The organism is Spirosoma aerophilum, from assembly GCF_054782495.1.
Genome location: NZ_BAAGSJ010000005.1, coordinates 21183 through 35327, shown reverse-complemented (window position 1 = coordinate 35327; position 14145 = coordinate 21183). Strand labels below are relative to the sequence as shown.

The following is a 14145-nucleotide window of genomic DNA, read 5'->3' as shown; positions in this document are numbered from 1 at the left end:
GTTCATTCTCAGGTTACATATTTCGTATACTCAGCGACGCTTCATCATCTTCGCCTTTTATGTAGCCATTACCGGGCGTCGAATCCGGGTCGGCCTGCGTAACACTCAGTATCTGCGAACGAAGCGTTCCCGAACCGGAAACCCGAACCAGGAGAATCATAGCGGTAGACGTGCCCGCCGGAATAGACCCCACGGAGGCTGTTACGATTTGGCCACTAATGGTCAATCCGGTCGTAACGGTTAACTGCCATCCGGTAGGAAGGACTGTCTGCAGATTAACATTTGTTGCCGCAGCTCCCCCCAGGTTATTACATACCAGTGTTACGCTGATCACATCATTCAGGCGAGGGGCCAGCTTGTTGCTGATCATCAATAAACTCAAATCAGCTTTGGTTGGGTCAACGGCGGGTTGATTTGACTTAACAGAGGGTAATGGGGTTTGATTGGGGTTGTCCGACGAAATAACCTTGCCCGTGGCGTTGGGTGTTCGAAAGTCGGCGGTAGCCACATCATCCTCACCGTCGCCGGTGCCCGAGTTCGGCTGGCTATCCGGGTCAAACAGGCTGCTGGCCGTAATCTGGGCAGATGTCGCGAAGATACCTGACTGGCTCGGTTTGACCCGGAACACAAAGGGCTGGTTAGCGCCAACGGGGAGGGTACCTGCATGGATCGTGACCGTGTTGGCCGAAGCGCTGATAGCCCCTGTGGTTGCATCGACAAAGTCGACGCCGGTGGGGAGCAGGCTTTGAGCTTGTACGTTGCTGGCAACGGCAGGCCCGGCATTGCTCAGGATAAGCGTAAAGGTCACGGGCTGGTTCAAGGTAGGGGTTCGGCTGTCAGTGATCAGGCTCATCGACAGATCGGCACCACCCGGACAAATGGACAAGGGTTGACTAGGGGCGCTAATAACGGCGGGGTTTGTCGCTACGACCCGAATTCGGTAATTGTTGCCGGTTGGTAAAGAAGGCAGCAGTGTAACACTAACGGGGCTGGTCGTACCGGTACCGATGGTGGTTTCATTGGCAAAAGAGCCATTAACGTCCGACAGTCGAACACTGAATACATTGCCGCTGTTGAGCACATTATCGGCTACGTCGATAGCCACATTAAACGAGCCGCTGAGGCAGGATGTCTGCGAACTGGTAACGGTGAGCACGGGCGGGATGTTTGTAACCGGCTCCATCGGGTAATAAAGTATCTGTCGCCCATCGAGCAGCACCATCTCAAACCACAAACCCTCCCCTGTATCGCCCTGACGCCGGACGGAGTAGCGATACCTGCCGGGGACAACACCGTCGACGCCCGCCGTTCTGGCCGGATAATTTCGAATGTAGTTAAAATCGGCAAACGAATCAAAGTTGGGGGCCTGTGAGCTTGGCGGTGCCAGATACCAGTTTGAATCGGTAAAGCCGCTGTTGTCCAGACTTTCCAGCTTCACCTCGACGGGGGCTGTTGCCTGAATCATTCCCCAAAATGTGGTAGCGCCCTTTTCATATCGGTACCCAAAAAGACGAATGGCTGGATCGGCGGTGCCCCCGCTCACAGGAGGTCTGTATATGGGAAAAGAACGGCTGGGGGCGGCATCCTGCTGTACATTAAACGGTTCACCCAATGTGCCCGTAATGACCGGATGGGTTGAGCGCGTCCGCAGACGGTATTGGCCGTTTGCCAGGTTGAACGGTAAGGTTACTAAAATCGGGTTATCGGTTGTGGGAGAGGATTCATATACGGTTTCTCCATCGCTCACCCGAACGATCTGGGCTGTGTACTTGCTATCCGCTTCGTGCGGGTCGCTGCGCAGGGAGGCAACGGCTATAATCTCGCCCGGTCGTCGGGTAAGAGGCAGTGTATAGCCACTGGTAATCAGCGTGGCTGAATCCGTGGGCATAAACGGAACTGAATTCTTGAAAAACGAAGTGGTTAAACTCTGATCCCAGGCACTGGCAAAGCGATACGAGCCTTCCCCTTTAAAGTGAATGTTGTCTTCCCGATTGGCTGAGCCAATGATCGTGTCGGTAGCGGGGCCGGCAAATACATTGGGTACATTATCGATGAGTTGATTTTGTGCCGTTATGACCTGCGGGTTCGTCTGCCCGGAAATAAAGCTGGCTCTGGAAATAACCCAGGCCAGTGGTTTCGATCCGACCTGCTGACGACTTTTTTCGATGACGTATCTGATATTATCGAAATACGTTTGTGTTGTTGAGGAAAGGTCGCTCTCGCCCTGATGCCAGAGAACGGCTCGTGCTCCTGTTCGAACAATATAGTGGAGAAGGACTGCGCCTAACCGTCTGTAAACGGCCGGGTTTGGGGTGGTACCGATATTTCCGGCCGCCGATTGTCGCCACTCTGTACTGCTGGTGCCACCCAGGGCAGCACCGATAAACAGGATAGGTACATTGAGCCGCTTGGCAATCTTGTCGCCCAGCAGGCCATAGATGTGCGGAGGCTGGCTCGGGCCAATGCTGGCGCCGTAACTAATGTGACTGAATCGAAGCGGTAATAACTGTTCGCTTAAACTATCCTGCCGGAAATCGACGCACATCACCCGATCGTCTACTGCATTGGGAACCCGCTCAAATCCACCGAACGCATTGGACTGACCGGCAATGATAAATACTTCGCCAACGCCCACCCGGTTAACGTACGTTTGGGCCAGTGTTATTTCGCCGGCTTTGGCCCGAACATCCAGTTTATACCAGCCCGCTGGCACTGTTACTTTTCCCTGAAAGGCCGATGATCCGGCTAACAGGCGCATGGGCGTCCAGGCCGTAACAGCCCCCTGTCCAATGGCTAAAGGAACGAAACGTGCTTCAACGCTTGTAGCTGTCGATGGAGCCATGCCCGCCACCAACACGCTCGCTTCATTGGCAGCGTTGCGTTGAAAAACCATTCGTTGAACAGGCGTGGTAACGGTAAGTTGAGCATAAGAAAATACAGGGATAAAATAATATATAAGTAACCTAATTAATCGAAAAGATATATACATATTCTATAGGTTAAAAATTAGATAAAGTCCTTAGACTCTGTGCAATTTTTATGCCTATAGTTTTACCTACAAAGATGTGATAATAGCTAAAAAACTACTTAGTATATACTAATATATTAAATATATAAACAGCTGATTGTTGTCAAAACTTTATTATTGAATATAATTCATTTTGTCTATAATATTATCTGTTTATGTAATTGAAATTGGGAATCTTATATAATTATCTTAAGCTAGATTAATTCTTTCAAACTATATTTATTTATTAACGATTTTACGGTGACAATTAGCAGAGCGGGTCAAATCATACCATAAACGAAGCCCTCAACGAGTTATAATGCTCGTTGAGGGCTTCGTTTATGGTATGAACAACGATCTACTTCGCTATCGTAGCAATTTTTAGCTCGTTTAACTGCGCCTGCGAAATGGGGGAGGGGGAGTCGATCATGACATCCCGACCCGAGTTGTTTTTCGGGAAGGCGATAAAGTCGCGGATCGAGTCGGCACCACCGAAGAGCGAACAGAGCCGGTCGAACCCAAACGCAATACCACCGTGCGGAGGAGCTCCAAACTCGAAGGCATCCATCAGAAATCCGAACTGCGCTTTGGCCTCTTCGTCCGAGAATCCCAGAATGCTGAACATGCGTGCCTGTAGATCGCGGTTGAAAATACGGATTGAGCCGCCACCAACTTCGGTTCCATTGATGACCAGGTCATAGGCGTTGGCCCGAACGGCCCCCAGATCGGTGTCGAGCAACGGAATATCTTCCGGCTTGGGCGAGGTGAACGGGTGGTGCATGGCAAACCAGCGGTTCTCTTCTTCGCCAAACTCCAGCAGCGGGAAATCAAGCACCCATAACGTACTGAATACGTTTGGATCGCGGAGGCCTAACCGGCTGCCCATTTCCAGCCGCAGTTCGCTAAGTTGTTTGCGGGCTTTCGCACAATCGCCCGATATGATCAGCATCAAATCGCCGGGTTTGGCACCAAAGTGAGCGGCCCAGGCTTTCAGATCGGTTTCGGAATAAAATTTGTCGACGGACGATTTCAGGCTGCCATCTTCATTATAGCGAACATAGATCAGCCCTTTGGCACCAATCTGCGGACGCTTTATCCAATCGGTCAGTTCATCGAGTTGTTTGCGGGTATAATGGGCGCAACCTGTAGCGTTGATACCCACGACCAGTTCGGCCGAGTCAAACACGCCGAACCCTTTGCCCGACGTCATGTCGACGGTATCGAAAGGCGCTTTCAATTCAACGAACTCCATGCCGAAGCGGGTGTCGGGCTTGTCGGAGCCGTAGAACTTCATAGCGTCGGCATAGGTCATGCGGGGCACCGTGGCCATGTCGATGCCTTTAACGGCTTTGAACAGGTGGCGAACCAGTCCTTCAAACATATTCAGGATGTCTTCCTGCTCCACAAACGACATTTCGCAGTCGATCTGCGTGAATTCCGGCTGACGGTCGGCGCGGAGGTCCTCGTCCCGGAAACACTTCACGATCTGGTAGTACCGGTCAAAACCCGACACCATCAGCAGTTGCTTAAAGGTTTGTGGTGATTGCGGCAGGGCGTAAAATTCACCCGGATTCATGCGGCTGGGCACCACAAAATCCCGTGCGCCTTCGGGTGTCGATTTGATCAGGACCGGCGTTTCTACTTCGATGAAGTCCTGCCCATCCATGTACACCCGCGTTTGCTGCGCCATCCGGTGACGCAGTTCGAGGCTTTTCCGAACGGGGTTCCGACGCAGGTCCAGATACCGGTATTTCATGCGGAGATCATCGCCCCCGTCGGTTTCATCTTCGATCAGGAAAGGAGGAAGCTTGGCGGGGTTCAGCACCTCCAGCGAGGTTACTTTCAGTTCAATGTCGCCGGTAGGGATATTCGGATTTTTCGATTTCCGTTCGATCACCGTGCCCGTGGCTTTCACAACAAACTCACGACCGAGCGAACGGGCAATGGTGAACAGTTCAGGGGCTGTTTGTCCGTCTTCGAGTAAAAGTTGGGTAATTCCGTAGCGGTCACGGAGGTCAATCCATAAAACACCGCCTTTGTCGCGGATGGTTTGGACCCAGCCGCAAAGGGTGGCGGTGGTGTTGTGGTCGGTAAGGCGGAGTTCTCCGCAGGTGTGTGTACGCAGCATTAGGTAAAGAGCGAAAGAGTGAAAGAGTGAAAGAACGAAATCGGACCGCCGAAGCGGAGTGAAAGAGTGAAGCGTGTCGGCGAAAATGATTCCGCTCTTTCACTTATTCACTCTTTCGCTCTTTCTTTCACTCTTTGAATTCTCCCGCAAAGGTACAGACTTCAATCGCACGGGACAAGGCTACTTCCGGTAATCCAATGCTGGCTTTCTGTCGCCGAGTAAGGCTTCGTATTTAAAGTTGGCTCCGCGCTTCTGTATCCATTCAGCACGGGCTTTCTCAATGAGGGTAGGGGTCTTGTACAAGTCCAGGGCCGTCAGGGCGAGTGTCTTGGCAGCTACGATCATGCCTTTCTGCCCGATGCTCATGCCACTGGCCGCCGTCGACTGCCAGCTGTGGGCCGATGAGCCCGGTACCCAGGTCGCCGTCGACAGGCCAACGGTGGGGACCGCCCAGCTCACGTCGCCGACGTCGGTTGAGCCGCCACTGGTAGCACTTTCGGAGGCATCCCGGAAATCTTTTATCAGAGCCGCGTTGGTAACCGGCACTTTTTGTTCACCAAACGTTTCGCTGATCTTTTCGGCGAACGCCGTTTCTTCGGGGGTGTAGGTAATGCCACCCACCGTTTTCAGGTTCTGGTGCATCACTTCGGCCAGCGTAACGTTGGGCAGGAGGTTAAATACGCCACCCAGCACTTCCCACTCTACCTTGGTTCCGGTGCCTTTAGCCGCGCCTTCGGCCGCGTTTTCAATGCGCTTCCAAATACTGAGCAGCACGTCGCGGTCTTTATGCCGGGCGTAGTAATACACTTCGGCAAAGGCCGGTACCACGTTGGGAGCATCACCCCCTTTGGTGATCACGTAGTGAATGCGGGTGTCCTGCGGGATATGTTCGCGCATCATGTTGACCATGTAGTTCATGGCTTCAACGCCATCCAGCGCCGACCGGCCCCGTTCGGGCGAAGCGGCTGCGTGGGCCGCAATCCCCCGGAAGCGGAACTTGGCGTTTTTATTCGCCAGCGATGTACCTGCATCGGCGGCATTCTGCGAGCCGGGGTGCCAGTGCAATACCACGTCGACATCGTTGAACAGGCCTTCGCGTACCATATACACTTTTCCCGCGCCACCCTCTTCGGCCGGGCAGCCGTAAATTTTGATCGTTCCCGAATGACCGGATGATTTGAGCCAGTTTTTTACTTCGATAGCCGCTGCCATAGAGGCTGTTCCGAACAGGTTATGACCGCAACCATGGCCGCCCCGTTGTCCCTGAATGGGTGTAAAATCGGGTTTGGCTTCGGTAGCGAGGCCCGGAAGGGCATCATATTCGCCCAGGATTCCGATGATGGGTTTGCCGGAGCCGTAGGTAGCGACAAAGGCCGTTGGAATACCTGCAACGCCGGTTTTCACGTCGAAGCCTTCTTTTACAAGTTGCTCTTCCAGCAACTTCGAACTCTTTTCTTCCATGTAGCCCAATTCGGCAAAGTCCCAGATTTGTTTGGAGATGCCCGCAAATTCGGGCGACCGCTTATCCAGGTCGGCAAGGATCGCCTGTTTGTCTTTGTCGACAGCTGCGGGTGATGCCTTTTTGGGTTTGGGTTGTGCCAATGTAAGCAGGGGCAGCAACAGCGCTACGGTAAGGAGTTGTGATCGCATGGAGTTAGTTGTATTCGGATAAGTAGACGTGAGAATCCATAAAATTAGGATAAAAACACGAGTACGTCAATTTCATTAGGATTACGTTGTAATTGCCCAAATAAAAAATGGTTTATTGTTAGAAAAGTTATGACACAGAGATGCACAGAGAAAAAATACCTCTGTGTATCTCATTTTTCTCTGTGCATCTCTGTGTCATAATCTATCCCTAATAACGATATAGCTTCAGCGACTACTCCCTGAGCACCCTGCGCGTCATCTTCATGAATAACATGGTGGCGTTTGGTGTCCAGGGGTCCCCATTCGGCGGGGTCGGCGGAGGTGAAAATGATAACACTGGGCGTATGGCAGGCCGTTGCCAGGTGCGCTACGCCGGTGTCGTTGCTGACTAACAGAGCACTAAAATGAAGGATGGCTCCCAGCAAACGCAAGGTCGTTTGACCCGCTAGCGAAACGGCCGGGTGGGTCATCTGCGCCCGCACGTCTTCTACGATGGGCACTTCGCCGGGTGTTCCGGTCAGCACGACCGCATAGCCCCGTTCGGCCAGGGCATCAGCCACTTCGGCAAAGCGTTGCGCGGGCCACCGCCGACCCGACACACCGCCGGGGTGCAGGCATACGTAGCGTCCTGGCTCCAGCTTCAGGGTCGAGACCAGGTTTAACGCTTGTCGCAGTGCCGTTTCGCCGGGTGCAAATTCGAGGTCGTACCCTTGTGGGGTAATGCCCAGAAAGCTCATCAGACGCACGTGCCGGAGCACCTCATGACTGACAATAGGGTAGGGCATGAACAAGCCCGTGCTGGCCACCCACGCTTCCGACGGTACGCCTTCGGGATAATAGCCCGCCAGTGCTTTTGCATTCAACAGGCTCAGCATGGCGTTGACCAGCGTTCCATTGCCCTGCATCTGAAGTACAACATCCCACTGGCGGGACTGCATCTGTTCTAAAAAAAGCACCGTACGAACGGGGTCGACGGGTTGTTCGGGTAGGCCGGGCCAGCCGGGGAAGTCGACGAACTCATCGAAATATTGCGGGTAACTCGCTACGAATTCCTCCGCCCACGGTAAGCCCATCAGCGCGATGTGTGCCACCGGAAAGGCCGTTCGCAACGCCCTGAAGGCAGGCACGGCGCATAGCAGATCACCCAGTTTGATGGCCCGAAAAATGGCAATGCGTTGCGGGGCACGCCCGAGGGATGTAGTCAGCTTATCTACGGGATGGAACACAGATTTTTATGGTTTTTATGATTAAAGATGATACAATCCCAATTCAGATTTATTGAACAAAGAGATTAATCTTCTGACTTTTTGTAATTTAATCTCTGTGTTCTCGGTGCCGCCACGGCGGACCGTCTCTGTGTTCAATAAATTCGTTCGATTGCTCAATTCACTGGTTCTTGAAAACTTATAAAAATCATACCTTGTCATAAGAATCATAAAAATCTGCGTTCCATCACCAGTACCAGACGCGGTACGAAAAGGCACCATACAGCCGCCAGTAAACGGATAAAAAAGGGCTCGCCACACTCGTTAGAAAAGCTCCTTTGATAGACTCCCCCTTAACCGGCTGGCCCGATAATCGATCCGTCATCAACAGCAGCGTCAGCAGCAACCAAAAGCCCAGACCCAAAGCCGCTGCCTGCCCATGGCCCGTTGCCAGGCCCAGCAGCCCAATGAAAAAAGCCAGCACGCTGCTGTAATATCGGATGACCAGCCATCTGTAGGCCGGAATACGCTCCCGAAACAAGGCCGGATGCTTCTTGAAAAGCAGGGCATCGTAACGGTTTTTACGCTCGTCGCGGAGGGGCGCATACCAGGGAGCGGGCCGCAGCGGATGAATAATCACCGCTTCGGGGCAGGCCAGGATCGGGATGCGGGCGCGTAAGATCTTAAAATGCAGATCGCTGTCTTCGCGCCACGCAATGTCGAACCGCTCGTCGAAACCGCCAACCTGCTCCAGCACCGACCGGCGACAGAACAAGTTAGCCGTAACGAACTCTGCCGTTTCCAGCAAGGCCGTTGTTTTGTCGTGGTGGGTAGGCTGCTCCGGCAATGGCATCCTGACCCGACCTGTTATTACCTGCGCGCCCCGGTTAAATTGGGACAGACCAATACTCAGCCAGTCGGGCTGGGGCAAACAGTCATCGTCGGTGAAGGCGATGTACGGGGTCCGGGCCGACTGCCAGCCTGCGTTGCGGGCCGCTGCCGGACCCCGGCGCTGTGATTGCCCCAGATACCGGACCGACAACCCTGTTTGCTGAAAAACGGCTTGCAGGAGTTCGGCCACGGCGGGTTCATTCCCATCGTCGACTACCAGCACCTCAAACTGGTCTTTAGGTAGTTGTTGCTGTGCCAGAGCCGCCAGGCAGTTGCGTAGCAGAGCGTGCCGTTGGTAGGTGGGAATGACAACAGTAACGACCGGTTGATGCATAGTTTACTGAGCGTCGGCGGTGAGGGGTTCCTGTTGGGCCAGCTGATCGTACGCGCCCTGGTGGTCAGCACTGTTTTTGACGAGCATGAACGAGCCAATTACCAGCGCGTCGAGGGGCGACGTCCAGAACGACTCTACCGCATCCCGGGGGGTACACACAACCGGTTCTCCCCGTGTATTAAACGAGGTGTTGACCAGTACCGGCACGCCCGTTTGTTCGGCAAAGGCTTTGATAAGGTCGTAATAGGGCTTGTTCTGCTGCTCGTTGACTGTCTGAATCCGGGCCGTTCCGTCCGTATGCGTCACGGCAGGTATGGCATCGACCATTTCAGGGCGTACATCGTTGACGAACAGCATGAAGGGCGATTGACGGGCATTCAGGAAATAGGTGTCAGCGGCTTCCTCCAGCACGGCCGGAGCCACGGGGCGGAAATCTTCGCGGTCTTTCAGGTCATTGAGCTTTGCCTGCATCTCGGCCGGAAAAGGCGGAGCCAGAATGGAACGGGCACCCAGAGCGCGCGGGCCAAATTCCATGCCCTCCTGAAACCAGCCAATGATATGGCCCGATGCCAGATAGGCCGCCACCTCCTGCGCCCGATCGGTCAGGCGACGGTAGGGAAGCTTCGACCAGCGGAGGAACGACTCGATTTCGGCGTTGCTGAAGCTGGGGCCGAGGTAGGCGTGGTGCATTTCGTACCGTCGCTCGTGGCGGGTGGCCTCTTCCCGTTGTTGTGCATCTATCCACATGGCGGCTCCGAGGGCGGTACCGGCATCGCCCGCTGCGGGTTGTATCCAGATGTTTTTGAAGGGTCCCCGGTCGCGCAGACGGGCATTCATGACGCAGTTGAGGGCCACCCCGCCCGCCAGACAAACCGAGTCGGCCTGTGTTTTCTCGTGGAGCCAGGTCAGCAATTGCAGCACGGTTTCTTCCAGAACAACCTGTACCGAGTGTGCCAGATCGAAGTGAAACTGTTCCAGCGGGCCACCCCGTCGGCGGGCGGGGCCAAACGTTTCTTCCAGTCGTAGCGGGGCAATAGTGTACTGGCCCTCCTCGCCAATCTGAATGACCTGTCGGAAATAATCGACATACAGCGGTTGCCCGTAGGAGGCTACGGCCATCACTTTGTACTCATCCGACGAGTGCAGAAAGCCCAGATAGGTGGTCAGCTGCTCATACAACAGCCCCAGCGAATGCGGCAGTTTTACGTCGCCCAGCAGGGTCATCTCGTTGCCTTCGCCCAGCCAGTAGCTCGTAGTGGCTACTTCGCCCCGGCCGTCGAGCACCAGTACAGCCGCCCGTTCGTAAGGACTCGGCAGAAAGGCGCTGGCGGCATGGGCCAGGTGATGGTTCACAAAATGCCACTGGTACGGCCCCTGCGCCGTCGCTCCCCGGAATCGATCGGCCAGATGCAGCGGCACCCCATCGACCAGATGCCCCGGTGCGTTCAGGATAGACGATAGAAAGAGCCCGTCGTAGGGATTCGGCCAGCCGTTGAGCGAGGTAACGCCCGGCCGAAGGGGAATTTCAACGGTCTTCTTATCGTGATGATCGCCGATCATCAGCGACGGGTCGAAGGAATAGGCGATGTGGTCAACGTCGGTCAGGGTAATGCCGGCCGTTTTCAAACAAAAGTCAATGGCGTTATAGGGAAGTTCGTAGGTGGAAAAAGGGATGGGACGTTTGCCGTGTTTAACATGTGTGAAGCGTTCCTCTTCGGCGGCTGCCAGCACAATACCGTCTTTAACTAGGGTGGCGGCAGGGTCATGAAAAGCCGCATTGATGCCTAATGTGTACATAAACTATACGTTGAGGGTTAACGAAATAGGGTGCCGTTCGGCCATGAGTTCCTGAACGGCCCGGACAATATCCTGGGGTGACGACCGGGTTTCGGTCGGTTCCGGGAACTGCTGTAACAATTGATTTTTTGAGCGAAGGTCAGCGGGTACATCGACATACAGCACCCGATTCGGCACCTGCCAGGGCGTGTGCTGCGGATTCGTTTTGGCATACAGCACTACCACGGGGGTTCCGGTGGCCGCGGCTATGTGGACCGGCCCGGTGTTGTTGGCAATGAGCAGTGGCGCTTCGGCGATGAGGCCTGCCAGCTGGCCAATCGTCAGCGAACCGGCCAGATCTACCGCCTGTCCGTCGAGCTGATCCAGAATCGACTGGGTGAGGGAACGTTCGTCCTTACTGCCCGTCAGAACGATCTGGTAGCCAAACTCCTGAATCAGCCGGGAAGCCGCCTGGGCAAACTGTTCGGCCGGGTACCGTCGTTTGGCTTCGCTAACGCCCGGATGCAGTACCAGCCAGGGCCGCTGAAGGTCCAGTCCGGTGGCTGTCAGGGTTTGGCGGGCCTGCTGTCGGTCGGTAACGGACAGGGCGAACGACAGGTGCTGATCGTTGGTATGGCAACCAATGGTTTGTACCAGTTCCAGTTGTCGAACAACTTCATGCCGGGTGGCCACCAGAATTTCCGGATCGGGAACCCAGTCGGTCATTAGTTGGTAGGGGTTCTCCCGGCAATAGCCCAGCACTCTTGGAATCCCCGCCAGATAGCACAGCATGGCTGCCGGCAGCGGATTCTGACTTTGGACCGTAAAAATAATGGCGGCATCGAACGACTGCTGCCGGAGGTGGCTGGTCAGTTCCAGCACCCGTTCGGGCTGGTTGCTCTGCCCCGACACCCAGGGCACATCGAACGAAATGGCGTGGTCGATCTCGGGAATAAACCCGGCCACAGCTGCCCCGACCGATGAGGTCAGCAGAGTCAGGTGACAGCCGGGCCAGGTCTTTTTCATTGCCCGGAAAGCGGGTGTTGTCATCAACACATCACCCAGGTTATCCAGCCTGATGCACAGAATACGCAAGCCATCTTTCCAGAAATTCATTGGAAATTGTTAGGTAAAGGGTTGGGTCAGCACACGTTTTGCATCGTTGGCTAGAATATAATCGGTAGCCTCCATCAGGGAGTTTGCCCGGGCTGTTGGCAGCCGATAGGTATTGATGAACCATTCGGTTTCGTTCCCCCGGTCGATCAGCACTGTCCGGCACCCCGCCCGGTTGCCGGCCTCCACGTCGTTCAGAATATCACCAACCATCCAGGAACGGCTCAGGTCGATGGTATGCTCCTGCGCGGCTCTGAGCAGCAAACCTGGCTGGGGTTTGCGGCAGCTGCATGCCTGGCTATACGCGGGCATCACCCCGCCGGGATAGTGCGGGCAATAATAAACGCCGTCCGGCTCTGCCCCGAAAGGACTCAGCAACTGCGTCAGCCGATCCCAGACTTTCGACAGTTTATACTCGGGAAATAACCCCTGTGCTACCCCAGACTGGTTCGAGATGATAAACAACTTGAAGCCAAACGCCCGCAACCGGGCCAGACTGGTTCCCGTATCCGGATACAGGGTGATTTGGGACGGGTTCACATTATAGGGGATATCGGGAATCAGCGTCCCGTCTTTATCCAGAAAAATAGCCTTGTTCACGACCGGTTGGGGACTGGAATCGATGCTGTCTGGTAATCGGAGGGGCGTAGCCAGAAGCCGGTCTGAATGCGGCCATTGGTCACCAGGTCATACAGGTCAGCTGTTTGCTGCGCCACTCGTGCCCAGGTGTATCCTTCCTTCACATGCCGGACGGCCTGCTGGCTATAGCGTTGGCGGAGCGGTTTGTTGCTAATCAGGACCGCCAGCTTGTCGGCCAGGGCTACCGGGTCGTTTGGCGGAACCAGGAAGCCGGTTTTGTTCAGCAAAACCGTATGCTTGATGCCGCCAACGGCCGACCCGACGACGGGCGTTCCGCAGGCCATAGCCTCCAGGGGCGTGATGCCGAAGGGTTCGTACCAGGGTGTGGTCACGAACACATCGGCAGCACTGTAATAATGCCGGAGTTCGTCCCGGTTGCGGCTGCCGGTGAACGTGACCTGCTGGGCTATCCCCAGTTCACCGGCCAGCTGCTGAAGCCGGCCAATTTCAGGCGTGCACACAGGGTCTGGCTGGCGCGAATCACCGCCAACGATCAGGAGCCGGGCCGCAATGCTGTGCTGTTGCCGGAGGTGAGCCAGTGCCCGAACGACATTGTCGACACCTTTGCGCGGCACCATGCGGCCAAGTTGCAGCAGCGTGGGTTCCTCGGCATCGAGGCCAAGGGCCTGACGGGCTACTTCCTGCCGAATGGGGAAAAAATCGAGGGGGTTGTAGCCGTTGGGGATAATCGTAATTTTCGACGCGTCGGCTCCGTACAGTTTAAGCAGATCGTCGCTGTCCTGCGGGCACAGAGCCACAATACCGTCGGCGTCCTGCATGATCCGCTTTTCGATCATGGTGCGTTCAATCGGGAAGCCGTCGCTGCTGCCCTGGGATAATCGCCGGACCAACCCCAGCGCATGGAACGTGATGACGAATGGAATGCGGTGGATTTGTTTAAGCCGCAAAGCCACCAGACCTGACATGAAAAAGTGGGCGTGAATGATGGAGTAGGGCAGCACCTGTTTCTGGATAAACCGGCTCATGTTGCGGGTAAACTCATCCATATGAGGTAGAAGCGCTTCTTTGGGAAGGTACTGCCGGGGCCCGGCGGGTATATGAATGACACGAACTCTGGGTTGCCATTGCACAATCTCAGGCTCCGTTGGCGAACAGCATCGGGTAAATACGTCGACCATAAAACCTAGCCTGGCCAGCGAACTGGCCAACTCGGCCACCGCAATGTTCTGACCGCCCGCGTCAACACCGCCAATCGTAGCCATTGGCGACGCATGTTCGGAAATAAGCGCTAGCCTTTTGTCCATAGCCAAATTCGTTAGGTTGGGATAATTGAGGAAATAATTGGTACGAATCTCTTGTGTAGTAGTGATCAGGTAAATGGTTGATTGGTTAAAAGCTTGATTATTAATTATTTAAGTATCGAAAGCTAATCGACCAATTA

At 54.8% G+C, this 14145-nt stretch carries 9 protein-coding genes; all 9 read right to left on the bottom strand.

From position 1 onward, the window contains the following. Positions 1–13: 13 nt before the first annotated feature. The gene (locus ACYVK4_RS06550; RefSeq protein WP_461126691.1) at positions 14–2893 is read right to left on the bottom strand and encodes a sialate O-acetylesterase; all 2880 of its coding nucleotides are present in this window, start codon (positions 2891–2893) and stop codon (positions 14–16) included. 472 nt (positions 2894–3365) lie between these two features. Next, on the bottom strand, positions 3366–5135 hold the full coding sequence (gene aspS, locus ACYVK4_RS06545; RefSeq protein ID WP_461126690.1) for an aspartate--tRNA ligase: 1770 nt from the start codon (positions 5133–5135) through the stop codon (positions 3366–3368). Positions 5136–5315: 180 nt separating this feature from the next. Continuing rightward, positions 5316–6785 (bottom strand): amidohydrolase, encoded by a 1470-nt coding sequence (locus ACYVK4_RS06540; RefSeq protein WP_461126689.1) that lies wholly within the window; start codon positions 6783–6785, stop codon positions 5316–5318. A gap of 170 nt (positions 6786–6955) precedes the next feature. Further along, positions 6956–8011, bottom strand: coding sequence for a glycosyltransferase family 9 protein (locus ACYVK4_RS06535; RefSeq protein ID WP_461126688.1), 1056 nt, complete (start codon positions 8009–8011; stop codon positions 6956–6958). 226 nt (positions 8012–8237) lie between these two features. Further along, a complete protein-coding gene (locus ACYVK4_RS06530) occupies positions 8238–9215 on the bottom strand; it encodes a glycosyltransferase family 2 protein (protein WP_461126687.1) in 978 nt (325 codons plus the stop codon). Between the two features lie 3 nt (positions 9216–9218). Continuing rightward, the gene (locus tag ACYVK4_RS06525) at positions 9219–11012 is read right to left on the bottom strand and encodes a carbamoyltransferase family protein (protein WP_461126686.1); all 1794 of its coding nucleotides are present in this window, start codon (positions 11010–11012) and stop codon (positions 9219–9221) included. Positions 11013–11015: 3 nt separating this feature from the next. After that, positions 11016–12107, bottom strand: a complete 1092-nt coding sequence (gene waaF / locus ACYVK4_RS06520; protein ID WP_461126685.1) for a lipopolysaccharide heptosyltransferase II — start codon at positions 12105–12107, stop codon at positions 11016–11018. A gap of 9 nt (positions 12108–12116) precedes the next feature. Beyond that, positions 12117–12704: a D-glycero-alpha-D-manno-heptose-1,7-bisphosphate 7-phosphatase gene (locus ACYVK4_RS06515; protein ID WP_461126684.1), complete on the bottom strand. Its 588-nt coding sequence runs from the start codon at positions 12702–12704 to the stop codon at positions 12117–12119. Further along, positions 12701–14008 carry a glycosyltransferase family 4 protein gene (locus tag ACYVK4_RS06510; protein WP_461126683.1) on the bottom strand — a complete coding sequence of 436 codons (1308 nt, stop codon included), beginning with the start codon at positions 14006–14008 and terminating at the stop codon, positions 12701–12703. Before ACYVK4_RS06510 ends, ACYVK4_RS06515 begins: the two co-directional genes overlap by 4 nt. Positions 14009–14145: the final 137 nt, after the last annotated feature.